This is a genomic window from Hydrogenophaga sp. (assembly GCF_048549895.1).
Classification (GTDB): domain Bacteria; phylum Pseudomonadota; class Gammaproteobacteria; order Burkholderiales; family Burkholderiaceae_C; genus Hydrogenophaga.
Genome location: NZ_JBLYYB010000232.1, coordinates 1 through 24,958, shown reverse-complemented (window position 1 = coordinate 24,958; position 24,958 = coordinate 1). Strand labels below are relative to the sequence as shown.

Sequence of the window (24,958 nt, the reverse complement as noted above, 5' to 3'; positions counted from 1 at the left end):
TGTTCAACACCGCGATTTTCTCACGCCATGCCGCTGCGAACGGCCGCGCCGCTCAAAAGCGCCAGGTGGTTCCAAACATCACCGCAGCGGTGCCCAGCAGCTGGATCTCAAGTGTGCTCTTGGGTGACAAGCGGTAGCCGATGGCGGGAATGACCACGGGCGAGAAGCCGCCCACGTTCAGCGGCACCTTGTCCTTGTACTGGCCGACGTATCCGTAAATGATGCCGGCACTCACCGACACATACAGCTGCGGCTGGGCTCGCCAGAACCCGGGCCAGCTCTTGCCCACGAAAGCGTACGCCGAGGGCTGGCCAAACGAGTTGTTGAACAGGCTGAAGCCGCAGTAGCGGTTGTTGGGCAACAGCCGGCTCAGGCTGACGGCGTACACCTGCTCGTGTTCGTCGTCCGGTGTCCAGTGGTGGGTGTAGGGGGAGAAGAAGGCCTCGTAGCGGGGCGCGTCGGGTTCGGTGCTGGCCGGTTGGTCGTAACCGGGGCAAAGATCCCAGTTGCCTGCCTGGGCCTGGGTGGCCATGAGCAGGCCCAGGGTTGCCAGGGCGGTGGATTTGAAAAAAGAGGATGCGATCAACTTCATAACGCGCGAGTATGCCCGCCACTGCGTGAACGCTCGGTAAACGGATTGCAACGCGCGGATTGCAAAGGCCCGCATCGTCGGGCGCTGCCGCTCAGGGGGCCGTGCGCAGGAAATCTTCGATGAACCGGGCCAGCTCGGCCGGTTGATCGTGGTGAAGCATGTGCCCTGCCTCTTGCACCACAACACTCTGCAAGTGGGGCACAGCGCTGACGCGCTCCAGGTACTGCGCCAAGGTGTACTTGCCTTTCCACCACAGCCCCAGACTGTCGTCGCTGGCGGTGACGGAGAGCACCGGCGCACTGATCCGGCGGTAGATTTCCAGCGCTTCGTCCAGCCGGTAGATGTGGGCGCTGGTCACCTTGTGGGCTGCATCGCCCAAAATTTCCCATTCGCCCTGCGCGTTGGGCGCGGCCCACTGCTGCGCCAGCCAGTCGGCCTTGTCCTGTGCCAGGCGGGTGTTGGTCTTCATGAGGCGGCTTGCCACGCCATGGGCGTCGGGGTAGCTCTTGAGCGCTTTGCCACCGCGCTGCACGGTCTTGATCTCGTCCATCCACTGGGCGTAGCGGCCGGGCGCTTGCGCGGGCCGCGTCTCGGGCATGCCGAAGCCTTCGAGGTTGACGAGGTGTGCAATGCGCTGTGGGCGCACGCCCGCGTACATCATGGCGATGTTGCCGCCCATGCTGTGACCCACCAGATCAATTTTTCGTTCACCCGCGTAGTGATCAAGCAGGGCGTCCAGGTCGGCCATGTAGTCGGGGAACCAGTAGCTGTCGACCGCCGGGCCTTCGAGCCGGGTGTGGCCAAAACCGCGCCAGTCGGGCGCGATGATCCAGCGCTGGTCGCGCATCGCGTCCACCACGAATTGCCACGAGGCCGCCACGTCCATCCAGCCGTGCACCAGCACCAGCGGCGCCACGCTGTCGCTGCGCTCGCCCCACACGCGCACGTGGTAGCTCAAGTTGCGGACCGGGACGAACTCGCTGCGTGAGGCTCTCTGTGCTTGGTACATTCGTCGGATCATAAAGAACGAGACCGAGACAACCATGCGCCCGAGTCAAGCCAGAGACAAGACCCACACGCCCCTCGATCTGTACGACGCTTTGCATGGCCGCTTCGGCTGGAGCGTGCCCGAACACTTCAACATGGCGCAGATGTGCATGCGGCGTTGGGCCGAAGACCCTGCACATTCGGACGATGTAGCGGTGGTGGCCTGCGCGCCGGGCCAAAGCGATCAAGCACACACATATGCCGATCTGCTCGACCAGGCGAATCGTCTGTCCAACGCATTGGCCGCACTCGGCGTGCAGCGCGGTGACCGTGTGGCCATCGTGTTGCCGCAGCGTTTCGAGACGGCGGTGGCCTACATGGCGGTGCTGCAGATGGGTGCGGTGGGCATGCCGTTGTCGCAACTGTTCGGACCCGAGGCGCTGGAGTTCAGGCTGCAGGACAGCGAAGCGGTGGTGGCCATCTGCGACCAGCCGTCGTTGCCGGCGTTGCTTGGCGTGCGCGACGACTGCCCGCTGCTGCGCTGCGTGATCGGCGTGGACGGTGACGGCACACCCGAAGGCATGCGAGCTGATCTCGACTGGACCGCGCTGCTCGCGCAGGAGCCGGCCGGGTTCACACCGGTGAACACCCTGGCCGAAGAGGCCGCCGTGCTCATCTACACCAGCGGCACCACCGGCAACCCCAAGGGCGCGTTGATCCCGCACCGGGCACTCATCGGCAACCTCACCGGCTTTGTGTGCAGCCAGAACTGGTTCGGCTTCGACCCGTTCGACGCGAGCGCGCCGTCGAAGGCGGTGTTCTGGTCACCGGCCGACTGGGCCTGGACCGGTGGCCTCATGGACGCTTTGTTGCCCACGCTGTATTTCGGCCGTCCCATCGTGGCTTTCAACGGGCGCTTCAGCCCGCAGACCGCGTTCGAGCTGATCGAGCGCCATGGTGTGACGCACAGCTTCCTGTTTCCCACCGCGCTCAAGGCCATGATGAAGGCCATCCCCACGCCGAAGCAGCGGTACAAATTCAAGCTGGAAGGCCTCATGAGCGCTGGCGAAGCGGTGGGCGACGCGGTGTTTGCCTGGTGCCGCGACCAGCTCGGCGTGACGGTCAACGAAATGTTTGGCCAGACCGAGATCAATTACATCGTGGGCAACTGCGCGCGTCTCTACCCGGCGCGGCCCGGCTCCATGGGCAAGGGCTACCCGGGGCACCGGGTGGCGGTGATCGACGACGAGGGCAAGGAGTGCGCGGTGGGCATGCCGGGCGACGTGGCGGTGCACCGGCTGGATGTGCACGGCGATCCCGATCCGGTGTTCTTTCTGGGGTACTGGAAGAACGAGGCATCCACCCGCGCGAAGTACACCGGCGACATGGCCAACAGCTGGTGCCGCACCGGTGACCTGGCCACGAGAGACGCCGACGGCTACCTCTGGTACCAGGGACGCGCCGACGACGTGTTCAAGGCCGCGGGGTACCGCATCGGCCCGAGCGAGATCGAGAACTGTCTGGTGAAGCACCCGGCGGTGGCCAATGCGGCGGTGGTGCCCAAGCCCGATACCGAGCGCGGTGCGGTGGTGAAGGCGTATGTGGTGCTGGCGCCGGGTCACGTGGCGGGTGACGAGCTCGTGAAGGAGCTCCAGGGTCATGTGAAGGGCAAGCTCGCGCCCTACGAATACCCGAAAGAGATCGAGTTCATCGACTCGCTGCCCATGACCACCACCGGCAAGGTGCAGCGGCGGGTGTTGCGCTTACAAGAAGAATCGAGGGCTGCGTTGCGCGCCTGAACCTCACGAGCTGAGCTGATGTGTGCGCGCCTCCAGACCAGCCGGCGAAACCACAAGAAAGAAACTCAGGCCACAGGACGCCGGGACCGCGACTGGTCCCGCGCCACCTCGACGAACTCCAGCACCTCCGCGCGCAGCGGCGAACCGCGCCGCCACACCAGCCCCACGTCCACCGTGGGCACCGCATCGCGCAAGGTCCGCACCTCCACGTGCTCCGCATCCAGCGTCCAGGGCCGGTACAGAAAGTCGGGCAACACCGCCAGCCCCGCACCCACCCCCACCAGCGAACGCACCGCCTCCAGCGACGAGGTGCGCAACACCGTGCGTGGTTTCAACTGGTGGCGAGCCCACACGCTGCGCATCAACACCTCGATGCGGTCCGCCTGCAGCACCACCAGGTCGTGCTGCACGCACTCGGCCAGACTCACCTCGGCCTGCGAAGCCAGCGGGTGGTCTGCCGCCATCCACACGCGGTTGGGTGAGCGTGTGAGCGTCTCTGCCATCAGCGCCTGCGGCTCGCCGAGCGCGTTGCTTACCATGATCGCAATGTCCAGCTCGCCGTTGATCAACAGATGTTCAAGGAAAGGCGGGGCGTCTTCCACCACCTGCAGGTCCACGCCCGGGCAGGTGCGCCGGAAGCGCGCGAACACCTCCGAGAGGTAGTAGCCCGCCACCAGGCTGGTCACGCCGATGGTGAGTGCGCCGGCCAGCGGCGTGGCGCCGGGGTACACGCCACGCGTGGCGTCGGCCACGGCGCCGATCACACGACGCGCCTTCACCTGAAACCGATGGCCCTCGGGCGTGAGCCGCATGCCCTTGGGGCTGCGCTCGAACAGCACCAGGCCCAGTTCGTCTTCCAGCTCCAGCACGCTCTTGGTGATGGCCGATTGCGCGATGCTGAGCATGCGCGAGGCCGCGGCCACCGAGTCCGATTCGGCCACCGCGAGGAAGTAGCGGAACTGCTTGAGGGTGATGTGGCGGTTCATGCTGGTGCACCGTGAAAAGAGGGTGCCCTGTTGCGGTGCAATAAAGAGTTGGGTAAACCCTTGATCTCTATTTTCGAGATAGCTTACCGCAGCAATATTGAATTTTGAAAGCGGATGGGGGCTGCATACGATGCGCTTCGGTTGGCCTGCCGCGCGGTGGGCTGCGTTTCACAAACCGTTCTCAAACCGAAGGTGATCGACCATGAAGCTCGCACAACGCCCCCTTGCCCGCACCGTCGCGGGTCTCGTGACGACGGCCCTCACCCTGGCCACCCTGGCACCCGCCGCGCAGGCGCAGTCGGCCCTGAAGCAACTGGGCAAGGGCGAAGGTCAGGTGGACATCGTGGCCTGGCCCGGCTACATCGAACGCGGCCAGACCGACAAGAACTTCGACTGGGTGACCGACTTCGAGAAGAAGACCAGTTGCAAGGTCAACGTGAAAACCGCCGGCACCTCCGACGAGATGGTCGCGCTCATGAACGAAGGCGGCTTTGACCTCGTGACCGCCTCGGGCGACGCGTCGATGCGGCTCATTGCCGGCAAGCGCGTGCAGCCCATCAACGTGGACCTGATCCCCAGCTACAAGACGGTGGACCCGCGCCTGCAGAAGGCACCCTGGCACTACGTGAACAACACGCACTACGGCACGCCCTACCAATGGGGCTGGAACGTGCTCATGTACAACACCACGGTCTTCAAGGACAAGCCGCCGACCAGCTGGAGCGTGGTGTTCGAAGAGACCACGTTGCCCGACGGCAAGAGCAACAAGGGCCGCGTGCAGGCCTTTGACGGCCCGATCTACATCGCCGACGCCGCGCTCTATTTGATGAAGAAGAACCCCGCGCTGGGCATCAAGGACCCCTACGAACTCAACGAGGCGCAATACAAGGCCGCGCTCGATTTGCTGCGCGGCCAGCGCAAGCTGGTGGGCAAGTACTGGCACGACGCCTTCGTGCAGATCGACGACTTCACCAACGAAGGCGTGGTGGCGTCGAGCAGCTGGCAGTTCATGGCCAACATCCTCAAGAGCAAGAACCGCCCGGTGGCCACCGTGGTGCCGACCGAAGGCGCCACCGGCTGGGCCGACACGACCATGCTGCACGCCGAGGCCAAAAACCCGAACTGCGCCTACCTGTGGATGGAGCACTCGCTCAACACCAAGCTGCAGGGCGATCTGGCGGCCTGGTTCGGCTCGGTGCCTTCGGTTCCCGCCGCGTGCAAGGGCAACAAACTGCTGACCGACCAGGGCTGCGCGAACCAGGGCTACAACAGCTTCGAGCGCATCTCGTTCTGGAAGACACCAACCTCCAAGTGCACGACGCAAAACAACGCCTGCGTGCCGTACCACAAGTGGGTCTCCGACTACATCGCTGTTCTCGGAGGTCGCTGATCACATGACGGTTGCTGTCACGCTGGAAGCCGTGTCCTGCGTGTTCGGCGGCGTTGCACAGACCGTGCGCGCCGTCGATCACGTGGACCTCACCATCGAAGGCGGGGAGTTCTTCACCCTGCTCGGGCCTTCGGGCTCGGGCAAGACGACCTGCCTGCGCATGATCGGCGGCTTCACGCTGCCCACCTCGGGGCGCATCCTCATCGGCGGGCAGGACATGTCGCACCTGCCGCCGTACGCGCGGCCGGTGAACACGGTGTTCCAGGACTACGCGTTGTTCCCGCACATGAACATCCGCGACAACGTGGCTTACGGCCTGATGGTGCAGGGCGTGGAGCGCGCTGCGCGACACGCACGCGCCGAGCAGATGCTGGACCTGGTGCGCCTGTCTGGCGTGGGTGAACGGCGGCCCGGTCAACTCTCGGGTGGCCAGCGCCAGCGCGTGGCGCTGGCACGCGCGCTCATCAACCAGCCGCAGGTGCTGCTGCTCGACGAGCCGCTGGGCGCGCTCGACCTGAAACTGCGCGAGCAGATGCAGACTGAGCTGAAGGCCTTGCAGCGTCAGTTGGGCATCACCTTCCTCTTCATCACGCACGACCAGCACGAGGCGCTCTCCATGAGCGACCGCATCGGCGTGTTCAACAACGGCCGCCTGGAGCAGGTGGGCGCGCCGCAGGCCATCTACAACCAGCCCGCCACGCGCTTCGTGGCCGAATTCGTGGGCGCGGCCAACGTGTTCGACGGCGCGCGGGCGCGCGAGATTGCGGGCGTGGACAGCGTGATGCTGCGGCCCGAGCGCATCCGGCTCGGCACCGCGCCGCAGGCACGCCTGAGCGGCGCGGTGATCGACGCGCAGTACTTCGGTTCGTTCTCGCGCGTGCGGGTGGACTGGGCCGGTGAGACGGTGTCGGTGGACCTCAACCCCGAGCAGCACCCCGAGCTGCCCACGCCGGGCGACACCGTATACCTGCACTGGCAGGCCGACGCGGTGCACCCGCTGCAAAGTGTGGCGCCATGAATCTGGCCTTGCCTGCCGCCGCCGTGGTGCCTCGCAGCAGCGCGCTGCGCTGGCTCTCGGACCTGCTCTACACGCGCCGCGGCCTGCTGCTGGCAGCACTCCTCGGGCCGCCGCTGCTGTGGTTCGGCGTGGTCTACCTCGGTTCGCTGTTCGCGCTGCTGGCCAACAGCTTCTTCACGCTCGACGAGTTCTCCGGCGTGGTCGACCGCTCGCGGCTTTCGCTGGACAACTTCCGCGCCATGGCCGACCCGGCCAACGTGGACGTGGTGCTGCGCACGGTGCTCATGGCGGTCAGCGTCACGCTGGCCTGCGGGGTCATCGCCTTTCCCATCGCCTACTACATGGCGCGTTACGCGCGCGGTCCGCAGAAGGCGCTGCTCTACATCGCGGTGATGCTGCCGCTGTGGTCGAGCTACCTGGTGCGGCTGTATGCCTGGAAGCTTCTGCTGGCCAAGGAAGGCGCCATTTCCTGGGTGCTGGCCGAGGTGCACATGACCTGGCTGCTCGACGCGCTGCTGTCCACGCCAGGCATCGGCGGCAACTCGCTCTCGTTCTCGCGCCTGGGCACCTTCATCGTCTTCGTCTACATGTGGCTGCCGTTCATGATCCTGCCGATCCAGGCGGCGATCGAGCGCATTCCGGGCTCGCTGCTCGAAGCGTCCAGCGACCTCGGCGCGCGCGCCGGCACCACGTTCTGGAAGGTGATCTTCCCGCTCGCCATGCCCGGCATCGCGGCCGGCTCCATCTTCACCTTCTCGCTCACGCTGGGCGACTACATCATCCCGCAGGTGATCGGTGACTCCACGCTGTTCATCGGCCAGGTGGTCTACCGCCAGCAGGGCGTGGCCGGCAACGTGCCGTTCGCCGCCGCGTTCTCGCTCGTGCCCATCGTGGTGATCGGCGTCTACCTGTGGATCGCCAGACGGCTGGGGGCTTTCGATGCGCTCTGACCCTTCGCGCGCCGGCTGGGGCCTGAAGGCCGCGACCTGGGCGGGCGTGCTGTTCCTGCACATTCCTCTCGCGCTCATCATCCTGTACGCCTTCAGCGCTGAAGACAAAAGTTATGTGTTTCCGCCGCCCGCGCTCACCACCCAGTGGTTTGCCGCGGCCTGGGCGCGCGAGGACGTGTGGGCCGCGATCGGCCTGTCGTTCCGCGTCGCGCTGGTGTCCACGGCGCTGGCCATGGTGCTGGGCACGCTGGCCGCCGCCGGCCTGGCGCGCACGCGTTTCTTCGGCCGCGACGCGATCTCGCTGCTGCTGATCCTGCCGATCGCCTTGCCCGGTATCGTCACCGGCATCGCGCTGCGCACCGCGTACCACACGGCTGAGATTCCGTTCAGCTTCTGGACCATCGTGGTCGGCCACGCCACCTTCTGCGTGGTGGTGGTCTACAACAATGCGGTGGCGCGGCTGCGGCGCACCAGCCCGTCGTTGATCGAGGCCTCGATGGACCTGGGTGCCGACAGCTTCCAGACGATTCGCTACGTGATCCTGCCGCAACTCGGTTCGGCCCTGCTCGCCGGTGGCCTGCTCGCGTTTGCGCTCAGCTTCGACGAGGTGATCGTGACCACCTTCACCGCGGGCCAGCAGACCACGCTGCCCATCTGGATGCTGCAGGAACTGATCCGCCCGCGCCAGCGGCCCGTGACCAACGTGGTGGCGGTGGTGATCATCGCGCTCACCTTCATCCCCATCCTGGCGGCGTACTACCTCACGCGTGCCGACGAACAACCCGGCGGGCGCTGAGCCCGCTCCCCTTCCACCCCAACGGAGAACACCATGGGCAAGACCCCCGATTTCCAGGTTCCGATGTCGACCGAGCTGTTCATCGACGGCCAGTTCGTGGCCGGCGAGGGCGAGGCCGAGCGCGTGCTCAATCCGGCCACCGGCGAGGTGATCGCGCAGGTGCCCGAGGCCTCGTTTGAGCAGATCCACAAGGCGGTGCTCGGCGCGAGCCGTGCGTTCGACACCTGGAGCGAGACCACGCCGATGGAGCGCTCGCGCCTGTTGCTGAAGGTGGCCGACGCGATCGAGCAGCGCGCCGAGCAGTTCGCGCGCCTGGAGTCGCTCAACTGTGGCAAGCCGTATGTGCGCGCGCTGGAAGACGAGATTCCGGCCATCGTCGACTGCTTCCGCTTCTTCGCCGGCGCGGCGCGCTGCATGACGGGCTCGGTGGCTGGTGAGTACCTGCCGGGCCACACCAGCATGATCCGGCGCGACCCGATCGGTGTGGTCGGCTCCATCGCGCCCTGGAACTACCCGCTCATGATGGCCGCGTGGAAATGCGCGCCCGCGCTCGCGGCCGGCAACACGGTGGTGCTCAAGCCCAGCGAACAGACACCGCTGACCACGCTGATGCTCGCGCGCGTGGTCGCCGAGATCTTGCCCAAGGGCGTGTTCAATGTCATCTGCGGCCGAGGTCCGAGCGTGGGCCAGCCGCTGGTGGAGCACCCGCTGGTGCGCATGGTCTCGCTCACAGGCGACGTGTCCACCGGCCGCAAGATCCTGCAGGCCGCCACCGGCACGCTCAAGCGCACGCACCTCGAACTCGGCGGCAAGGCGCCGGTGCTGGTGTTCGACGACGCCGACATCGATGCGGTGGTGGAGGGCATTCGAACCTTCGGCTACTACAACGCCGGCCAGGACTGCACGGCCGCCTGCCGCCTCTACGCCGGCGCCAAGGTGTACGACCGCCTGGTGGCCGACCTGAGCAGCGCGGTGAAGTCCATCCAGATGGGCACGCAAGACGAGCCTGGTGTGGAACTCGGCCCGCTCATCACCGACCGCCAGCGCGACCGCGTGGCCAGCTTCGTGGAGCGCGCGCAGATGGTGGGCCACATGGAGGTGACGGCGGGCGGCAAGATGCGCGCGGGCAGCGGCTTCTTCTACGAGCCCACGGTGATCGCCGGGGCCCGGCAGGACGACGAGATCGTGCGCCGCGAGGTGTTCGGCCCGGTGGTGTCGGTCACGCGCTTCACCGATCCTGAGGAGGCCGTGACCTGGGCCAACGATTCGGAGTACGGCCTGGCTTCGTCGGTCTGGACGCGGGACGTCTCGCGCGCGCTGCGCGTGGCGCGCAAGCTGCAGTACGGCTGCACCTGGATCAACACCCACTTCATGCTGGCCAACGAAATGCCGCACGGCGGCATGAAGGCCAGCGGCTACGGCAAGGACATGTCGATGTATGCGCTGGAGGACTACACCGTGGCACGGCACATCATGGCCAAACTGTGAAGCACCCCCCGCCGTGCTGCGCGCGACCCCCCTCAAGAGGGGGGCGACACCTGGGACCGGCGGAGCCGGTTCCTCGGTGTCTCTGGATGGGAGCACGCTCACGGCCACAAAAAAAGCCCGGCATGCCGGGCTTTTTGTCGCTGAGCACACCACCGCCTGTTCGGGCAGGTGTGCTGGCGTTATTGCTTTGCAGGCTCGGCCACGTAGATCTCGACGCGGCGGTTTTGGGCACGACCTTGAGCGGTGCCGTTGTCGGCGATCGGCTCGCGCGAGCCGCGGCCGTCGGTGGCGAAGCGGGCTGGTGACACCCCGCGAGCCACGAGGTAGTCGCGCGTGCTGTTGGCGCGGTTGAACGACAGCGGGTTGTTCACGGCATCGCTGCCGGTGCTGTCGGTGTGGCCGACGATGGCTACGGCGGTCACCGGGTTGGCATTGAGCGTGTTGGCGAACTGGCCGAGCACGCGCTGCAGCGTGGGGCTCACGGTGGAACTGCCGGTGGCAAAGCCAGCGTCGGCCGGCACGTCGAGTTTCAGGCGGTTGTCCGAGGTCTGGCTCACGCCGATACCGGTGCCGGCGGTGGCCGCTTCCATCGCACGCTTCTGTTCCTGCATCTTGGTCGACCAGATGTAGCCGCCCAGTGCACCCGCGCCAGCGCCAAGCACGGCGCCCTGGGCTGCGCCCTTGGAGCCACCGGTGGCGGCGCCCAGCAGCACGCCCGCGAGGGCTCCGATGCCGGCACCCTTGGCCGAGTCGGACTGGGTCTCGGTCATGTTGGCGCAGCCGCTCAGGGCGAGTGCCGCAGCGAGGGCGGTGACCGTCAGGCCGCGGGTGATGTTGGTGAGGTGTTTCATGTGCAATGCTCCACTGGCGTTGTTGAAAAAAGGGAAAACAGTTGGCTTCGGGTCAACAGCGCAACATCATCACACGCCAAGGTGTGTTCATGGTGACTGCGGCGCAACCCGATGACCTCTAAACTTATACCTCGGCCTATCGCTTTGGCATCACATTCCTTCTGACTTTACAAAAAATTGCATGAAAAACGTTCCATTGGGTGCCAGCGCACTGACAGTTCCGCCCATCTGCCTGGGCACCATGACTTTCGGTGAGCAAGTCGACGAGGCCAGCGCACACAGCATCCTGGACCGCTCGATGGAGCGTGGCATCAACTTCCTCGATGCCGCCGAGATGTATTCGGTGCCGGCACGCGCCGAGACCTGCGGCGCCACCGAAACGATTCTGGGCAACTGGTTTGCCAAAGACGCCAGTCTGCGCAGCAAGGTGGTGCTGGCCACCAAGGTGGCAGGCCCGTCTCGCGGCATGCCCTGGATTCGTGGCGAGAACTCCGGCGTGAGCAAGGCCGAAATCCTCAAGGCCTGCGACGACAGCCTGCGCCGCCTCAAGACCGACGTGATCGACCTGTACCAGATCCACTGGCCAGCGCGCAATGTGCCGGCGTTTGGCTTGCTGAGTTTTGACCCCACCAAAGACAAACCGTGTGCTTCGGTGCTGGAACAGCTCGAAGCCATGGCCGAGCTGGTCAAAGCGGGCAAGGTCAAGGCCATCGGCCTGTCCAACGAGTCGCCATACGGCGTGCACGAGTTCGTACGGCTGGCCGAGCAGCATGGCCTGCCGCGCGTGGCCACGGTACAGAACCCGTACTGCCTGATCAACCGCAGCTACGAGAACGGGCTGGACGAGACCTGCCACCGCCTGGGCGTGTCGCTGCTGGCGTATTCGCCGCTGGGTTTTGGCTTGCTGAGCGGCAAGTACGACGCCACCGGCCTGGTGGGTGATGCCGGGCGCATGGCTTTGTACGAGTCGATGCGCAAACAGCGCTGGGGCCGGCCCGAGGCGCTGGACACCGCGCGCCGCTACAACACGCTGGCGCGCGACCACGGCCTCACACCGTCGCAGATGGCGCTGGCGTTCTGCTACACCAACTGGCGCGTGGCCAGCACCATCATCGGCGTGACCTCGCTGACCCAGCTCGACGAATGCCTGGACGCCTGGGGCACGACGCTGTCGCCTGAACTCCTGACCGAGATCGACAAGATCCGCTGGGAACACCGGGATCCCGCGCAGTGAGGTGAGGCGTGGCGAAGAAGGCGCACGTCAGTGAAACCCCAGCCACCGCCTGGCTCAAGGCGCACGGCGTGGTGTTCACCGAGCACAGCTACGAATATCTCGAGCACGGCGGTGCGCAGCACAGCGCCCAGGTGCTTGGGCTCGATCCGTTTGCGGTGGTCAAGACCTTGATCATGCAGGACGAAGCCGCCAAGCCGCTGGCGGTGTTGATGCACGGCAACCGCACTGTGTCGACCAAGAGCCTCGCGCGCCAGATCGGCGCCAAGTCGGTCGAGCCCTGCAAGCCCGAGGTGGCCAACCGCCACAGCGGTTACTTTGTTGGAGGCACCTCGCCGTTCGGCTTGAAACGCGCCATGCCGGTGTTCGTCGAAGCGTCCGTGTTGGACCTGCCCAAGATATGGATCAACGGCGGGCGGCGTGGGTATCTGGTGGGTCTCGATCCGGCTGTGCTCAGTGGCCCGTTGGGCGCCAGGCCGGTGGAGTGCGCGCTGGCAGAATAGCCCGGCGCCGCGCCGCAGAGCGGAGCCCGAACCACCGAGGAGACTTCGTTGTCATTGTTTTATCCCCTGCTGGCCACTCTGGCCGCTTATCTGATCGGCTCGCTGTCGTTTGCCGTGCTCGTGAGCCGCTCCATGGGGCTGAACGACCCGCGCACCTACGGCAGCAAAAACCCCGGTGCCACCAACGTGCTGCGCTCGGGCAACAAGGCCGCCGCCATCATCACGTTGCTGCTGGACGCACTCAAGGGCTGGCTGCCGGTGGTGGCGGTGAAGTGGTGGGGCGAGGCCTGGGGGCTGGGCGACGGCACGGTGGCGCTGGTCGGCCTCGCGGCTTTCCTCGGCCACCTGTACCCGGTGTTTTTCCGCTTTCAGGGCGGCAAGGGCGTGGCCACGGCGGCCGGTGTGATCTTTGGGTTCCAGCCCTGGCTGGGACTGGCCGCACTGGCCACCTGGGTGATCATGGCGGTGTTCTTTCGCTATTCGTCGCTGGCCTCCATCGTCACGGCGGTGTTTGCGCCAGCGTTCTTTTTGTTGGGGCATCGCGTGGCGTGGGACGCGCCCGGGGTGCAGGTGATGAGCCTGGTGGTCATGGGCATGCTGCTGGTCTATCGCCATGCCGACAACATCAACCGGTTGATGGCCGGCAAGGAAAGCAAACTGGGCGCGAAGAAATCATGAGCCAGCACATCACCCGCATCGGCGTGGCCGCACGTTACAGCGAGGCGGCGGTGTTCAACGGCGTGGTCTACCTGGCGGGCATGGTGCCCGAGCGCGGCGACACCGATATCCGTGGTCAGACCGAAGACGTGCTGGAACAGGTGCAGCAGCGTTTGCTGGAAGCCGGCAGTGACAAGTCGCGCATCCTGCGCACACAGATTTTCCTGGCCGACATTGCGGACATCGGTGCGATGAATTCCGTGTGGGACGCCTGGGTGGTGCCAGGCACCGCGCCGCCGAGGGCCACGGTGCAGGCCGCGCTGGCGAACGCCGCATGGCGCATTGAAATCGTGGTGACCGCGGCGCAGAAGGCGCCGTGATCAATAGCGCTTGTCTAGCGTGAGCTGGTCGTTGGTGCGCTGCATCTGGAAGCGCGTAAGAAAGCTGTTGCCCAAGAGAACAAAAGGCATGGACTGGGGCACCACGATAGCGGTCACGCCAAAAACCTGGGCATCACCCACCCGGACGGAATCCAGCTGCACCCGGTAGCCGACGACATTGCCGTTGGCCGTGCTCACATTGACTTTGGTGCCACTTTCGTAGTTCAGACCGATGCGTTTGGCATCGGCCGCGCTGAGAGCCACCGTCGACGCGCCCGTGTCCACCATGAACTGCACCTGACGACCGTTGATCTGGCCCGGTGGCATGAAGTGCCCTTGCGAATCGGCGGTGAGCACCACGCGCTTCGCACCTGCATCGGTCTTGCTCTGGCCCTGGCTCACCGGGGCTTCACCCACGCGCAGGGTCTGCCGCTGACCATTCACCTCGATCACCGCCGCCTCGCCCTGCACGCTCAGGAGCTTGACGCCCTGGTGCGCCTGGCCAGGGCTCAGGAAGCGCGGCGCGGCGGCATCGATGGTGACCAGCGCCTTGCCACCGGCCACGCCGGAGAGCGCGACCTGCTGCGCTGCCGCCGGCAATGCCAGCAGGACGCATGCCGCCACGGCGCAGTCGCGGCGCATCTCAATCGCGAAAATTGTTGAACGAGAGCGGCAGGTCTTTCAGCTCGGACTTGATGAGTGCCATGGCCGCCTGCAGGTCGTCGCGCTTGGCGCCGGTGACACGAACCGCGTCGCCCTGGATGGCGCCCTGCACCTTGAGCTTGCTGCCTTTGATGGCTTGCTGGATTTTTTTGCCGTCTTCGGTGCTCACCCCGTTGCGCACCTTCACCACCTGCTTGACTTTGTCGCCACCGACCTTCTCGACCTTGCCCACGTCGAGAAAACGTGCATCGACACCACGTTTGGTGAGCTTGCCGCGCAGCACGTCGTCGATCTGCTGGAGCTGGAAATCGGCGTCGCCGTGCAGGATGATTTCCTTGTCCTTGAGTTCGATGGCTGCACTCGTGCCCTTGAAATCGAAGCGGGTTCCGATTTCGCGCGCGACCTGATCGACCGCATTTTTCACTTCAACAAAATCGGCTTCAAGAACGGTGTCAAAAGAAGGCATGCTGGGGGTCTTGCAAAGAGTGAATGAGAGAATCAAAGAATGGTAGTCGAGAACAACGTGGCGCTCCAGCCCTACAACACTTTTGGCATCGTTGCCCGGGCGCAGCGCTTGGTGCGCGTGCGATCAACGGACGACGTGCTGGCTCTGCTGGCCGATCAGGAGGTGCGCACCGACTCGGGCGCGCCTGCCTTCGTGCTGGGCGGCGGCAGCAATTTGGTGATCACCGGTGACATCAAGCAGCTGGTCATCAAGGTCGAGATCAACGGGCGACGCCTGGTGGAAGAAACCGACAAGGGCTGGCTGGTGGAGGCGGGGGCCGGTGAAGACTGGCACGACTTCGTGCGCTGGACGCTGGAGCAGGGCTATCCGGGCCTGGAGAATCTGGCGCTGATTCCGGGCACCGTGGGCGCCTCGCCGGTGCAGAACATCGGTGCCTATGGCGTGGAGTTGCAGGACCGTTTCAGTGCGCTGGACGCGATCGACCTGCAGAGTGGCCAGAGCTTCACGCTGGACGCCGCGAAGTGCGGTTTTGGCTACCGCGACTCGGTGTTCAAACACGCGCCAGCCGGCGACAAAGGCTTGGGCCTGGCCGGCCGCGCGCTCATCACGCGTGTGCGTTTCTGGCTGCCCAAACCGTGGAAGCCGGTGCTGGGCTATGCCGATCTGGACCGCAAGATGGCCGAGACCGGCATCTCGTCACCGAGCGCCCAGCAAATCTTCGACTGGGTCTGCGCGATCCGCCGCGCCAAGCTGCCCGACCCGTCGGTGATCGGCAACGCCGGCAGCTTTTTCAAGAACCCCACGGTGTCCCGCGAGCAATGCGCCGACATCATCGCCCGCGAACCCAAGGTGGTTCACTACCCGATGGCCGACGGCAGCATCAAGCTGGCCGCGGGCTGGCTCATCGACGCCTGCGGCTGGAAGGGCAAGGGCGTGGGCAGCGCGGGTGTGTACGAGCGGCAGGCGCTGGTGCTGGTGAACCGCGGTGGCGCCACCGGCGGCGAGGTGATGACGCTGGCCAAGGCGATCCAGACCAGCGTGTACGAGCGCTTCGGTATCTTGCTGGAAACCGAGCCGGTGGTTGTCTGACCGGCTTGGGCGGGAAGGCGGCCCTTACTCGCCTTCCAGCTTCAACATGCTGGCCCCGTCTCCCAGCGAGAGCAGCCCGGCCTTGGCATAGATGCCCAGCTTGGCGCGCGTGTCCGTGATGTCGAGGTTGCGCATGGTCAGCTGGCCGATGCGGTCCAGCGGCGTGAACGGCGCGTCTTCCACCTTCTCCATGCTCAGGCGCTCGGGCGCGTAGGTCAGGTTCGCGCTTTCGGTGTTCATGATCGAGTAGTCGTTGCCGCGGCGCAGCTCGATGGTGACCTCGCCCGTGATGGCGCGCGCCACCCAGCGCTGCGCCGTTTCGCGCAGCATGATGGCTTGCGGGTCGAACCAGCGGCCCTGGTAGAGCAGGCGGCCCAGGCGCAGGCCGTTGATGCGGTACTGCTCGATGGTGTCTTCGTTGTGGATGCCGGTGACCAGGCGCTCGTAAGCGATGTGCAGCAGCGCCAGGCCGGGGGCTTCGTAGATGCCGCGGCTCTTGGCCTCGATGATGCGGTTCTCGATCTGGTCGCTCATGCCCAGGCCATGGCGGCCACCGATTTCATTGGCTTTGAGGATCAGGTCCACCGGGCTGGCGAAGGTCTCGCCGTTGAGTGCCACCGGTTGGCCTTCTTCAAAGCGCACCGTCACGGTTTCGCGCTTGACCACCACCTCGTCTTTCCAGAACGCCACTCCCATGATCGGGTTGACGATGGAGATGCCGCTGCTGAGGTGTTCGAGGTCTTTCGCTTCGTGCGTGGCGCCGAGCATGTTGCTGTCGGTGCTGTAGGCCTTCTCGGCGCTCATCTTGTAGCCGAAGCCGTTGGCCGTCATGAAGGCGCTCATCTCGGCGCGGCCACCCAGCTCGTCGATGAACAGCTGGTCCAGCCAGGGCTTGTAGATCTTCAGGCTGGGGTTGGTCAGCAGGCCGTAGCGGTAGAAGCGCTCGATGTCGTTGCCCTTGTAGGTGCTGCCATCGCCCCAGATGTTGACGTCGTCTTCCTTCATCGCGGCCACCAGCATGGTGCCGGTGACGGCGCGGCCCAGCGGCGTGGTGTTGAAGTAGGTCACGCCCGCGGTGCTGATGTGGAAGGCGCCGCATTGGAGTGCTGCAATGCCTTCGTGTGCGAGTTGGGTGCGGCAGTCGATCAGGCGCGCTTTTTCAGCGCCGTACTGCATGGCCTTGCGCGGGATCTCGTCGTAGTCCGGCTCGTCGGGCTGGCCCAGGTTGGCGGTGTAGGCGTAGGGGATTGCACCCTTTTGTTTCATCCACAGCAGCGCTGCCGAGGTGTCGAGGCCGCCGGAGAAGGCGATGCCGACTTTTTGTTGTGTGGGGAGGTTTTGAAGAATGGTGGCCATGGCTGTCGTTCAGTGGTTCAGCCGAAGTGGCAGATGTAGTGGTAGGGCTCGGTCACGCGGATCTCGAAGCTGCTGTTGCCGGGCACGCTGAACTTCTCGCCAGGGCCGGACTTGAGCCAGGCCTCGGTGCCGGCGAGTTTGTATTCACAACCACCTGCCACGCATTCCATGATCTCGGGCGCGCCGGCGTTGAAGGTGAGCGTGGCTGGCAGCACCACACCGACCGATTTTTTCGTGCCGTCGGCGAAGGTGATGCCGTGGCTGACGCACTTGCCGTCGAAGTACACGCTGGCCTGGGTGTTGACGGTCACGCCGTCGAAGTGGGTGGTGCTCATGGTGTTGGGGTGTGGTGCGAAGACAAAAAGCGAAACCGCGATTTTAGGGCGCGGGGTCAGCAGGTTCGCCGGGGGTCAGAGTCTGGCTTGCCAGGCTGCGGCGTCAAAACCCACCGTGACACCGTCGGCCCACTGCACCACCGGGCGCTTGATCACGCTCGGATTCGCCAGGGCCACGTCCCGCGCGCTGGCCACATCGGTCACGGCCGCCCGCACGGTTTCGTCCAGCTGGCGCCAGGTCGTGCCCTTGCGGTTGATGACGGTTTCCCAGCCCACAGCGGCGAGCCAGGGGTCGAGCTCGGCCTCGGGCACGCCCTGTTTCTTGAAGTCGTGAAGGTGGTGTTCAACACCGTGCTCGGTCAGCCAGGCGCGGGCCTTTTTGACGGTGTCGCAGTTGGGGATGCCGTAGACAGTGATCATGGAACGGGATTGTCGGTGATGGCGCTGAAGGTCGGGGCCGCGATGGGACAATCCCGCCATGCTCAACATCCCGCTGCCTCCCCACCCCACCACGCTGCCCGAGTGGCTGGCCCACGCCGAACGCCTGCACCCCGTCACCATCGACATGGGGTTGGAGCGTGTGCAGCGCGTGGCGCAGCGCATGGGCCTGGCGCTCACCTGTCCGGTGATCACCGTGGCCGGCACCAACGGCAAGGGCAGCACCTGCGCCATGCTGGAGGCGGTTTACACCCAGTCGGGTTACCGCACCGGTGTCTATACCTCGCCGCACCTCGTGCATTTTGAAGAACGTTGCCGCATCGCCGGTGAACCCGTGGCCACCGACGATCTGCTGCCGGCGTTTGCCGAGGTGGAAGCCGCGCGCAAGGGGCAGGGCGGTGACGAAGAAATCAGCCTGAGCTACTTTGAATTCACCACGCTGGCGATTCTGCGCACGCTCTCGCGCGCGGGCCTGGACGTGGCGATTCTCGAAGTGGGTCTGGGCGGGCGGCTGGACGCGGTGAACATCATCGACACCGACTGCGCCGTGATCACCTGCATCGCGCTGGACCACATGGCGCTGCTGGGCAACGACCGCGAGGCCATCGGCTTCGAGAAGGCCGGCATCATGCGCACCGGCCGCCCGGTGGTGGTGAGCGATCCGGTGCCGCCGCAAAGCGTGTTGGACCGCGCGCTGGAGATCGGCGCCGATCTCTGGCGCATCGGCAAAGATTTCCACTTTGCCGGCGACCAGCAGCAGTGGGGCTGGGCCATGCACCCGTCGCACGGCGGCCGGCGCTACGCCGGGCTCGCTTACCCAGCGCTGCGCGGCGCCAACCAGCTGGTGAATGCCTCGGGTGTGTTGGGCGCGGTGGAGGCCTTGCGGTCGAAACTGCCCGTGACGGCGCAGGCCGTGCGCAACGGCCTGGCGCTGGTGGAGCTGCCCGGGCGCTTCCAGATCGTGCCCGGCACGCCCACCTTGGTGCTCGATGTCGCACACAACCCGCACTCGGTCGCCGCGCTCACGGAAAACCTCGATGCCATGGGCTTTTATCCCACCACCCATGCGGTGTTCGGCGCCATGGCCGACAAGGACCTCGGTGCCATGCTCGAGCGCATCGCGCCACTGATCGACCGCTGGCACCTGACCGACCTGCCGCTGCCCCGCGCCAGCACCGCCGCAGCGCTGGCCGAGGCGCTCAAAGCCCACCCCGCCACGGCCAAAAGCACGCTGGCGGGCTGCCACGCCAGCCCCATGAAAGCCCTGCAGGCGGCGGTGTCCCACGCGGACCCCGCTGATAGAATCGTGGTCTTCGGATCGTTCTTCACCGTGGGGGGTGTTCTGCAGGACGGTGTGCCCCGCTTGTCGGCCAAACACCTGCCCTCCTGACCCCACCCATCGAGCTTTTCCGACCGCTCCCCGTGTCGCGCCCCTCGCCAGGCCTTCTTTGGCGCCATGGTTCCCACCCGAATGTTCAAATCCCGTTCAGGCTCACAGGGCAATCCATCGACACCACCGCCGCAAAGCATTGACGCCGTGCGCCGCCGCGCGCGCCACCGCCTGATCGGTGCCAGCGTGCTGGTGTTGCTGGGTGTGGTGGGCTTTCCTCTGTTGTTCGACACCCAGCCGCGCCCGATTTCGGTCGACATTCCGATCGAGATTCCGGCCAAGAGCACGCCCGCGCCGGCGGTGAAGCCGCCACCGGCCACGGCAGCAGCACCCGCTGCAGCACCCGCCGTCGCCAAACCGCCTGCGCCCAGCGTTGAAGCCCGCGAAACCCTGGGTGCGCGCGAAGAGGTGGTGGAAGCCACTGCACCGCCCAAACCCGCGGCGGAGCCCGCCAAGGCCGCACCCGCACCCGCACCCGCTGACGCCGATCGCGCTCGTGCCTTGCTCGAAGGCAAAACAGCCACCCCGCCGGCAGCCACAGCCGCCGCACCTGCCACCGCTGCAGCTGCCGAGCGCCTGGTGGTGCAGGTGGGTGCGTTCTCCGAAGAGGCGGGCGCCCGCTCGGTGCGCCAGAAACTTGAAGCCGCCGGGCTCAAGACCTACACCCACGTGGCCGAAACGTCGGAGGGACGCCGCATTCGCGTGCGCCTGGGGCCGTACAACAGCCGCGCCGAGGCCGACAAGGCGGCCGCCCGCGTGAAGACCCTGGGCTTGCCCGCAGCCGTGCTCACGCTGTGATGCGCCCACGGACGATGGCTGCATGGGGTTGACGGATGGTTTGCTGCTGACGGTGCTGCTGCTGTCGGTGTTGCTCGGCGCGTGGCGCGGGCTGGTGTACGAGGTGCTCTCGGTGGCCGGTTGGGTGGCGGCCTTTGTGCTCGCGCAGGCCTATGCCGACGAGGTGGCCTTGATGCTGCCGCTGGAGGGCTTGTCGCCCCCGCTGCAGTTGGCCGCCGGCTTTCTGGTGGTGTTCATCGCGGTGGCGTTCGCGGGCGGGTTGCTCGCTTGGTTGGTCAAGAAGCTGGTGGCGTCGGTCGGTTTGCGGCCGGTGGACCGGCTTCTGGGGAGCGCCTTCGGGCTGGCGCGTGGCGTGGTGATGCTGCTGGCGTTTGCGGTGGTGGTGAGCATGTCGCCCCTGCGGGATGCGCAGTGGTGGCAAGGCTCGGCGGTGGCAGACATGCTGGTGGCCACCTTGCATGCCATCAAGCCCTTGTTGCCCGAGCCGGTGGCCCGATATATCGCTTAGTCAGGTTTGAGTTTTTTCAGAGGATCGAAACATGTGTGGAATCGTGGGCGTGGTCAGCAAAACGCCAGTCAACCAGCTGATTTACGACGCATTGCTGCTGCTGCAGCACCGCGGCCAGGATGCGGCGGGCATCGTCACCCAGCAAGGGCGCAAGTTCTTCATGCACAAGGCCAAGGGCATGGTGCGTGACGTGTTCCGCACCCGCAACATGCGCTCGTTGCCCGGCATCTGTGGCCTGGGTCAGGTGCGTTACCCCACGGCCGGCAACGCCTACAGCGAAGAAGAGGCGCAGCCGTTCTACGTGAACGCGCCGTTTGGCCTGGTGCTGGTGCACAACGGCAACCTGACCAACGCGCACGCGCTGAAGCAGGAGCTTTTTCAAACCGACCACCGCCACATCAACACCGAGAGCGACTCCGAAGTCTTGCTCAACGTGCTCGCCCACGAGCTGGAAAAGGTCACGCGCGGCATCACCCTGAAACCGGCCGACGTGTTCGCCGCCGTGCGCGGTGTGCACCAACGCGTCAAGGGTTCGTATGCGGTCGTGGCGCTGATCGCCGGCCATGGTCTGCTGGCTTTCCGCGACCCGTTCGGCATCCGCCCGCTGTGCGTGGGCCACAACGACCAGGGCGGTGTGATGGTCGCCAGCGAGTCGGTGGCGCTGGAGGGCAACGGCTTCGAGCTGGACCGCGACGTGCTGCCGGGCGAAGCCGTGTTCGTCGACATGGACGGCAAGATGCAGTTCGAGCAGTGTGCCGACAAGGTCAGCCACAACCCCTGCATCTTCGAATACGTGTACCTCGCCCGGCCCGATTCGGTGATGGACGGCATTTCGGTCTACCAGGCCCGCTTGAACATGGGTGTGACCCTGGCCAAACGCGTGGTGTCCACCGTGCCGCCGAGCGAGATCGACGTGGTGATTCCCATCCCCGAATCGTCACGCCCCAGCGCCATGGAACTGGCCCAGTTGCTCGGCCTGCCGTACCGCGAAGGTTTTGTGAAAAACCGCTACGTGGGCCGCACCTTCATCATGCCGGGTCAGGGCGTGCGCAAGAAGTCGGTGCGTCAGAAGCTCAACGTGATCGGCAGCGAGTTCAAGGGCCGCAACGTGCTGCTGGTGGACGACTCCATCGTGCGTGGGACCACCAGCCGCGAGATCGTGCAGATGGCGCGCGACGCCGGTGCCCGCAAGGTCTACCTGGCCAGCGCCGCGCCGCCGGTGCGCTACCCCAACGTCTATGGCATCGACATGCCCACGCCCGACGAACTCGTGGCGCACAACCGCACGGTGGACGAGGTGCGCGAGAGCATCGGCTGCGACGCGCTGATCTACCAGGACGTGGACGCGATGAAGCAGGCCATCGCCTCGCTCAACCCCAAACTCGCGGGTTTTGACGCTTCGTGTTTTGACGGTGTGTATGTCACTGGCGACATCACGCTGGCCGACATCGCGCGGCTGAACGCCGGGCGCGACACCAGCGAAGAGGGCGAAGAAGACAGCTCGCGCCTGGCCTTGCCCAACGCCCAGGTCGCCTGAAAGCCACGGCCCATGACGCAGAAGAAAACCGACCTGCACCGCGACACGCTGGCCGTGCGCGAAGCGGTGGAACGCAGCCAGTACGGCGAAAACTCCGAAGCCCTGTACCTCACCAGCGGCTACGTGCAGCCCAGCGCCGAAGCCGCCGCGCGCCGCTTTGCCGGCGATGAAGAGGGCTTCACCTACGGCCGCTACGGCAACCCCACGGTGGCCAGTTTCGAGCAGCGCCTGGCCGCGCTCGAAGGCGCCGAGGCCTGCATCTCCACCGCCTCGGGCATGTCCGCCATCCTCATGATGTGCATGGGCCTGCTCAAGGCCGGCGACCACGTGGTGTGTTCGCACTCCATGTTCGGCTCCACCATCAAACTCATCGGTACCGACCTGGCCAAGTTCGGCGTCGAGTCCACCTTCGTCTCGCAGACCGATGTGGCCGCGTGGCAGGGCGCGATCAAGCCGACCACCAAGCTGCTGTTCGCCGAAACGCCGACCAACCCGCTCACCGAGGTGTGCGACATCCGCGCGTTGGCCGATATTGCGCACAACGCTGGCGCGCTGCTGTGCGTGGACAACTGCTTCGCCACGCCGGCGCTGCAGTTGCCCATGAAGTTGGGTGCCGACATCGTCATGCACTCGGGCACCAAGTACCTCGACGGCCAGGGCCGTGTGATGGCCGGCGCCTTGTGCGCCAGCCAGGAACTCGTGACCAAGACGTTTTTGCCGGTGCTCAAGAGTGGCGGCATGACGCTGGCGCCGTTCAATGCCTGGGTGGTGCTCAAGGGTCTGGAAACGCTGGACATCCGCATGCAGGCGCAGTCGGCCCGTGCGTTGCAACTCGCGCAGTGGTTGCAAGACCACCCGGCCGTGGCGCGCGTGCACTACCCCGGTCTTGCGAGCCATCCGCAGCATGCGCTGGCCATGGCGCAGCAGTCGGGCTGCGGCGGTGCCGTGCTCTCGTTCGAGGTCAAGTCGTCTGACGCCGAGCAGGCCCGCGCGCGCGCGTTCCACGTGCTTGACTCGTTGCAGGTCATGTCGCTCTCCACCAACCTGGGCGACACCAAGACCCTGATGGCGCACCCCGCCAGCACCTCCCACGGCCGCCTCACCGAAGCACAGCGCCAGACCGCCGGTGTGGTGCAGGGCCTGATCCGCGTGGCGGTCGGGCTTGAACATCTCCCAGACATCCAGACCGACCTCGACCGCGGACTCCTCACCCTCTGACATGACCACCACCGTCCGCACCCGCTTCGCGCCTTCGCCCACCGGCTTCATTCACCTCGGCAACATCCGCTCCGCGCTTTACCCGTGGGCGTTTGCACGCTCCACCGGCGGCACTTTCATCCTGCGCATCGAAGACACCGACCTCGAGCGTTCGTCGCAGGCCGCGGTGGATGTGATCATCGAAGGCATGAAGTGGCTGGGCCTCAACCACGACGAAGGCCCGTTCTACCAAATGCAGCGCATGGACCGCTACAAGGCCGTGCTCGCCGACATGGTGAGCGCTGGCCTGGTGTACCCCTGCTACATGAGCGTGGCCGAGCTTGACGCGCTGCGCGAAGCACAGATGGCGGCCAAGGAAAAACCGCGCTACGACGGCACCTGGCGGCCCGAGCCCGGCAAGGTGTTGCCACCGGTGCCCGAAGGCGTGAAGCCTGTGCTGCGCTTCAAGAACCCGCAAGGCGGCGTGGTGGCCTGGGACGACAAGGTCAAGGGCCGCATCGAGATCAGCAACGACGAACTCGACGACCTCGTGATCGCGCGACCCGACGGCACGCCCACCTACAACTTCTGCGTGGTGGTCGACGACATCGACATGACCATCACCCACGTGATCCGCGGCGACGACCACGTGAACAACACGCCGCGCCAGATCAACATCTTTCGCGCGCTCGGCAAGGAGCCACCGGTGTACGCCCACCTGCCCACTGTGCTCAACGAGCAGGGCGAGAAAATGAGCAAACGCAACGGCGCCAAGCCTGTGACGCAGTACCGCGACGAAGGCTACCTGCCCGACGCGATGGTGAACTACCTTGCGCGCCTGGGCTGGAGCCACGGCGACGACGAAATCTTCAGCCGCGCGCAGTTCCTGGAGTGGTTCAACCTCGACCACCTGGGCCGCAGCGCCGCGCAGTTCGACGACGCCAAACTGCGCTGGGTCAACGCACAACACCTCAAGGCCATGGCCGACGAGGCGCTGGCACCACTGGTGGCCGAGCAGTTGAAGTGGCAAGGCATTGCAGTGGACGATCGCCTGCCGCGCATTTGCGGCTTGTTCAAGGACCGATGCGACACCACCGTGGTGCTGGCCCAGTGGGCCAAGGCGTTCTACACCGACATCACGCCCAACGCCGACGAGCTTGCGCAGCACGTTACGGATGCGGTGCGCCCCGCATTGGCTGCGCTCGCGAGCAAGCTGGGCGATGTGGCTTGGGACAAAGCCAGCATCTCGGCCGCCATCAAGGAAGTGCTCACCGCGCACGGCTTGAAGATGCCGCAGATCGCCATGCCGGTGCGTGTGTTGGTGATGGGAACGGCCCAGACGCCGTCGCTCGATGCGGTGCTCGAATTGCAGAACCGTCAAACAGTCTTGGACCGTTTGCAGAAGGCTTGAAAAAATCGCCTATAATTTGAGGCTTGCTGAAACGCAGCGCTGATTCAAGTTGGCGAGGCAGATCGGTAAACCCTGTGGGGGTATAGCTCAGCTGGGAGAGCGCTTGCATGGCATGCAAGAGGTCAGCGGTTCGATCCCGCTT

26 protein-coding genes are annotated in these 24,958 nt (G+C 65.6%); 17 read left to right on the top strand and 9 right to left on the bottom strand.

Going from position 1 to position 24,958, the window contains the following annotated elements:
- Positions 1-52: 52 nt before the first annotated feature.
- Positions 53-592 (bottom strand): hypothetical protein, encoded by a 540-nt coding sequence (locus ACN4F8_RS21410; protein WP_419475432.1) that lies wholly within the window; start codon positions 590-592, stop codon positions 53-55.
- Positions 593-683: 91 nt separating this feature from the next.
- Positions 684-1,601, bottom strand: coding sequence for an alpha/beta fold hydrolase (locus ACN4F8_RS21405; protein WP_419475431.1), 918 nt, complete (start codon positions 1,599-1,601; stop codon positions 684-686).
- Between the two features lie 34 nt (positions 1,602-1,635).
- On the opposite strand from ACN4F8_RS21405, the gene ACN4F8_RS21400 reads away from it, so the two are divergent.
- The gene (locus ACN4F8_RS21400) at positions 1,636-3,378 is read left to right on the top strand and encodes an acyl-CoA synthetase (protein ID WP_419475430.1); all 1,743 of its coding nucleotides are present in this window, start codon (positions 1,636-1,638) and stop codon (positions 3,376-3,378) included.
- A 65-nt stretch (positions 3,379-3,443) separates the two neighbouring features.
- On the opposite strand, the gene ACN4F8_RS21395 is transcribed toward ACN4F8_RS21400, so the two are convergent.
- Complete coding sequence (locus ACN4F8_RS21395; RefSeq protein ID WP_419475429.1) at positions 3,444-4,364, bottom strand: LysR substrate-binding domain-containing protein; 921 nt, start codon at positions 4,362-4,364, stop codon at positions 3,444-3,446.
- A 202-nt stretch (positions 4,365-4,566) separates the two neighbouring features.
- Here ACN4F8_RS21395 and ACN4F8_RS21390 point away from each other — a divergent pair, with 202 nt between their 5' ends.
- From ACN4F8_RS21390 to ACN4F8_RS21370, 5 genes are read left to right on the top strand one after another with little or no spacing between them, the layout of a single operon-like run.
- Positions 4,567-5,754, top strand: coding sequence for an ABC transporter substrate-binding protein (locus ACN4F8_RS21390; protein ID WP_419475428.1), 1,188 nt, complete (start codon positions 4,567-4,569; stop codon positions 5,752-5,754).
- A gap of 4 nt (positions 5,755-5,758) precedes the next feature.
- A complete protein-coding gene (locus tag ACN4F8_RS21385; protein ID WP_419475427.1) occupies positions 5,759-6,772 on the top strand; it encodes an ABC transporter ATP-binding protein in 1,014 nt (337 codons plus the stop codon).
- Positions 6,769-7,722, top strand: a complete 954-nt coding sequence (locus tag ACN4F8_RS21380; protein WP_419475426.1) for an ABC transporter permease — start codon at positions 6,769-6,771, stop codon at positions 7,720-7,722. The genes ACN4F8_RS21385 and ACN4F8_RS21380 overlap by 4 nt, the downstream gene beginning before the upstream one ends.
- On the top strand, positions 7,712-8,518 hold the full coding sequence (locus ACN4F8_RS21375) for an ABC transporter permease (protein WP_291088183.1): 807 nt from the start codon (positions 7,712-7,714) through the stop codon (positions 8,516-8,518). Before ACN4F8_RS21380 ends, ACN4F8_RS21375 begins: the two co-directional genes overlap by 11 nt.
- Before the next feature lie 33 nt (positions 8,519-8,551).
- Positions 8,552-10,006, top strand: coding sequence for a gamma-aminobutyraldehyde dehydrogenase (locus ACN4F8_RS21370; RefSeq protein WP_419475425.1), 1,455 nt, complete (start codon positions 8,552-8,554; stop codon positions 10,004-10,006).
- Between the two features lie 179 nt (positions 10,007-10,185).
- Here the strand turns inward: ACN4F8_RS21370 and ACN4F8_RS21365 are convergent, their stop codons facing one another.
- Positions 10,186-10,857: an OmpA family protein gene (locus ACN4F8_RS21365; RefSeq protein ID WP_419475424.1), complete on the bottom strand. Its 672-nt coding sequence runs from the start codon at positions 10,855-10,857 to the stop codon at positions 10,186-10,188.
- A 181-nt stretch (positions 10,858-11,038) separates the two neighbouring features.
- Between ACN4F8_RS21365 and ACN4F8_RS21360 the strand changes: the two genes are divergently transcribed.
- Genes ACN4F8_RS21360 through ACN4F8_RS21345 form a run of 4 tightly spaced genes read left to right on the top strand, consistent with a single transcriptional unit; the run spans position 11,039 to position 13,628 of the window.
- Positions 11,039-12,091 (top strand): aldo/keto reductase, encoded by a 1,053-nt coding sequence (locus tag ACN4F8_RS21360; RefSeq protein WP_419475423.1) that lies wholly within the window; start codon positions 11,039-11,041, stop codon positions 12,089-12,091.
- A gap of 8 nt (positions 12,092-12,099) precedes the next feature.
- Positions 12,100-12,591 (top strand): aminoacyl-tRNA deacylase, encoded by a 492-nt coding sequence (locus ACN4F8_RS21355; RefSeq protein ID WP_419475422.1) that lies wholly within the window; start codon positions 12,100-12,102, stop codon positions 12,589-12,591.
- A 48-nt stretch (positions 12,592-12,639) separates the two neighbouring features.
- Entirely contained in the window at positions 12,640-13,269 is a 630-nt protein-coding gene (plsY, locus tag ACN4F8_RS21350; RefSeq protein WP_419475421.1) for a glycerol-3-phosphate 1-O-acyltransferase PlsY, read from the top strand.
- Positions 13,266-13,628 (top strand): RidA family protein, encoded by a 363-nt coding sequence (locus ACN4F8_RS21345; RefSeq protein ID WP_419475420.1) that lies wholly within the window; start codon positions 13,266-13,268, stop codon positions 13,626-13,628. Before plsY ends, ACN4F8_RS21345 begins: the two co-directional genes overlap by 4 nt.
- Here ACN4F8_RS21345 and ACN4F8_RS21340 read toward each other — a convergent pair whose 3' ends face one another.
- Both ACN4F8_RS21340 and ACN4F8_RS21335 read right to left on the bottom strand, forming a co-directional pair.
- Positions 13,629-14,270 (bottom strand): retropepsin-like aspartic protease family protein, encoded by a 642-nt coding sequence (locus ACN4F8_RS21340; RefSeq protein WP_419475419.1) that lies wholly within the window; start codon positions 14,268-14,270, stop codon positions 13,629-13,631. It lies immediately after the preceding gene.
- 1 nt (position 14,271) lies between these two features.
- The gene (locus ACN4F8_RS21335) at positions 14,272-14,757 is read right to left on the bottom strand and encodes a YajQ family cyclic di-GMP-binding protein (protein WP_159607562.1); all 486 of its coding nucleotides are present in this window, start codon (positions 14,755-14,757) and stop codon (positions 14,272-14,274) included.
- A 39-nt stretch (positions 14,758-14,796) separates the two neighbouring features.
- Here ACN4F8_RS21335 and murB point away from each other — a divergent pair, with 39 nt between their 5' ends.
- Positions 14,797-15,846, top strand: coding sequence for a UDP-N-acetylmuramate dehydrogenase (murB, locus tag ACN4F8_RS21330; protein WP_419475418.1), 1,050 nt, complete (start codon positions 14,797-14,799; stop codon positions 15,844-15,846).
- Between the two features lie 24 nt (positions 15,847-15,870).
- Here the strand turns inward: murB and argG are convergent, their stop codons facing one another.
- From argG to ACN4F8_RS21315, 3 genes are all read right to left on the bottom strand, one after another.
- Positions 15,871-17,202, bottom strand: coding sequence for an argininosuccinate synthase (argG, locus tag ACN4F8_RS21325; RefSeq protein ID WP_419475417.1), 1,332 nt, complete (start codon positions 17,200-17,202; stop codon positions 15,871-15,873).
- 17 nt (positions 17,203-17,219) lie between these two features.
- On the bottom strand, positions 17,220-17,537 hold the full coding sequence (locus ACN4F8_RS21320; protein WP_419475416.1) for a pyrimidine/purine nucleoside phosphorylase: 318 nt from the start codon (positions 17,535-17,537) through the stop codon (positions 17,220-17,222).
- A 75-nt stretch (positions 17,538-17,612) separates the two neighbouring features.
- Entirely contained in the window at positions 17,613-17,957 is a 345-nt protein-coding gene (locus tag ACN4F8_RS21315; protein WP_419475415.1) for an arsenate reductase, read from the bottom strand.
- Positions 17,958-18,015: 58 nt separating this feature from the next.
- On the opposite strand from ACN4F8_RS21315, the gene folC reads away from it, so the two are divergent.
- From folC to gltX, 6 genes are all read left to right on the top strand, one after another.
- The gene (folC, locus tag ACN4F8_RS21310; protein WP_419475414.1) at positions 18,016-19,365 is read left to right on the top strand and encodes a bifunctional tetrahydrofolate synthase/dihydrofolate synthase; all 1,350 of its coding nucleotides are present in this window, start codon (positions 18,016-18,018) and stop codon (positions 19,363-19,365) included.
- Positions 19,366-19,431: 66 nt separating this feature from the next.
- The gene (locus ACN4F8_RS21305) at positions 19,432-20,163 is read left to right on the top strand and encodes an SPOR domain-containing protein (protein ID WP_419475413.1); all 732 of its coding nucleotides are present in this window, start codon (positions 19,432-19,434) and stop codon (positions 20,161-20,163) included.
- A gap of 22 nt (positions 20,164-20,185) precedes the next feature.
- Positions 20,186-20,671 (top strand): CvpA family protein, encoded by a 486-nt coding sequence (locus ACN4F8_RS21300; protein ID WP_419475412.1) that lies wholly within the window; start codon positions 20,186-20,188, stop codon positions 20,669-20,671.
- Between the two features lie 31 nt (positions 20,672-20,702).
- Positions 20,703-22,208: an amidophosphoribosyltransferase gene (purF, locus tag ACN4F8_RS21295; protein ID WP_419475411.1), complete on the top strand. Its 1,506-nt coding sequence runs from the start codon at positions 20,703-20,705 to the stop codon at positions 22,206-22,208.
- Positions 22,209-22,220: 12 nt separating this feature from the next.
- Positions 22,221-23,426 carry an O-succinylhomoserine sulfhydrylase gene (locus ACN4F8_RS21290; protein ID WP_419475410.1) on the top strand — a complete coding sequence of 402 codons (1,206 nt, stop codon included), beginning with the start codon at positions 22,221-22,223 and terminating at the stop codon, positions 23,424-23,426.
- A gap of 1 nt (position 23,427) precedes the next feature.
- Positions 23,428-24,816, top strand: coding sequence for a glutamate--tRNA ligase (gltX, locus tag ACN4F8_RS21285; RefSeq protein WP_419475409.1), 1,389 nt, complete (start codon positions 23,428-23,430; stop codon positions 24,814-24,816).
- Positions 24,817-24,958: the final 142 nt, after the last annotated feature.

What these genes read in the sequence shown, in the direction of transcription:
- ACN4F8_RS21410 (WP_419475432.1), bottom strand. Translation starts at nt 592, where the DNA reads ATGAAGTTGATCGCATCCTCTTTTTTCAAATCCACCGCCCTGGCAACC.
- ACN4F8_RS21405 (WP_419475431.1), bottom strand. Translation starts at nt 1,601, where the DNA reads ATGTACCAAGCACAGAGAGCCTCACGCAGCGAGTTCGTCCCGGTCCGC.
- ACN4F8_RS21400 (WP_419475430.1), top strand. Translation starts at nt 1,636, where the DNA reads ATGCGCCCGAGTCAAGCCAGAGACAAGACCCACACGCCCCTCGATCTG.
- ACN4F8_RS21395 (WP_419475429.1), bottom strand. Translation starts at nt 4,364, where the DNA reads ATGAACCGCCACATCACCCTCAAGCAGTTCCGCTACTTCCTCGCGGTG.
- ACN4F8_RS21390 (WP_419475428.1), top strand. Translation starts at nt 4,567, where the DNA reads ATGAAGCTCGCACAACGCCCCCTTGCCCGCACCGTCGCGGGTCTCGTG.
- ACN4F8_RS21385 (WP_419475427.1), top strand. Translation starts at nt 5,759, where the DNA reads ATGACGGTTGCTGTCACGCTGGAAGCCGTGTCCTGCGTGTTCGGCGGC.
- ACN4F8_RS21380 (WP_419475426.1), top strand. Translation starts at nt 6,769, where the DNA reads ATGAATCTGGCCTTGCCTGCCGCCGCCGTGGTGCCTCGCAGCAGCGCG.
- ACN4F8_RS21375 (WP_291088183.1), top strand. Translation starts at nt 7,712, where the DNA reads ATGCGCTCTGACCCTTCGCGCGCCGGCTGGGGCCTGAAGGCCGCGACC.
- ACN4F8_RS21370 (WP_419475425.1), top strand. Translation starts at nt 8,552, where the DNA reads ATGGGCAAGACCCCCGATTTCCAGGTTCCGATGTCGACCGAGCTGTTC.
- ACN4F8_RS21365 (WP_419475424.1), bottom strand. Translation starts at nt 10,857, where the DNA reads ATGAAACACCTCACCAACATCACCCGCGGCCTGACGGTCACCGCCCTC.
- ACN4F8_RS21360 (WP_419475423.1), top strand. Translation starts at nt 11,039, where the DNA reads ATGAAAAACGTTCCATTGGGTGCCAGCGCACTGACAGTTCCGCCCATC.
- ACN4F8_RS21345 (WP_419475420.1), top strand. Translation starts at nt 13,266, where the DNA reads ATGAGCCAGCACATCACCCGCATCGGCGTGGCCGCACGTTACAGCGAG.
- ACN4F8_RS21340 (WP_419475419.1), bottom strand. Translation starts at nt 14,270, where the DNA reads ATGCGCCGCGACTGCGCCGTGGCGGCATGCGTCCTGCTGGCATTGCCG.
- ACN4F8_RS21335 (WP_159607562.1), bottom strand. Translation starts at nt 14,757, where the DNA reads ATGCCTTCTTTTGACACCGTTCTTGAAGCCGATTTTGTTGAAGTGAAA.
- murB (WP_419475418.1), top strand. Translation starts at nt 14,797, where the DNA reads ATGGTAGTCGAGAACAACGTGGCGCTCCAGCCCTACAACACTTTTGGC.
- argG (WP_419475417.1), bottom strand. Translation starts at nt 17,202, where the DNA reads ATGGCCACCATTCTTCAAAACCTCCCCACACAACAAAAAGTCGGCATC.
- ACN4F8_RS21320 (WP_419475416.1), bottom strand. Translation starts at nt 17,537, where the DNA reads ATGAGCACCACCCACTTCGACGGCGTGACCGTCAACACCCAGGCCAGC.
- ACN4F8_RS21315 (WP_419475415.1), bottom strand. Translation starts at nt 17,957, where the DNA reads ATGATCACTGTCTACGGCATCCCCAACTGCGACACCGTCAAAAAGGCC.
- folC (WP_419475414.1), top strand. Translation starts at nt 18,016, where the DNA reads ATGCTCAACATCCCGCTGCCTCCCCACCCCACCACGCTGCCCGAGTGG.
- ACN4F8_RS21305 (WP_419475413.1), top strand. Translation starts at nt 19,432, where the DNA reads ATGGTTCCCACCCGAATGTTCAAATCCCGTTCAGGCTCACAGGGCAAT.
- ACN4F8_RS21300 (WP_419475412.1), top strand. Translation starts at nt 20,186, where the DNA reads ATGGGGTTGACGGATGGTTTGCTGCTGACGGTGCTGCTGCTGTCGGTG.
- purF (WP_419475411.1), top strand. Translation starts at nt 20,703, where the DNA reads ATGTGTGGAATCGTGGGCGTGGTCAGCAAAACGCCAGTCAACCAGCTG.
- ACN4F8_RS21290 (WP_419475410.1), top strand. Translation starts at nt 22,221, where the DNA reads ATGACGCAGAAGAAAACCGACCTGCACCGCGACACGCTGGCCGTGCGC.
- gltX (WP_419475409.1), top strand. Translation starts at nt 23,428, where the DNA reads ATGACCACCACCGTCCGCACCCGCTTCGCGCCTTCGCCCACCGGCTTC.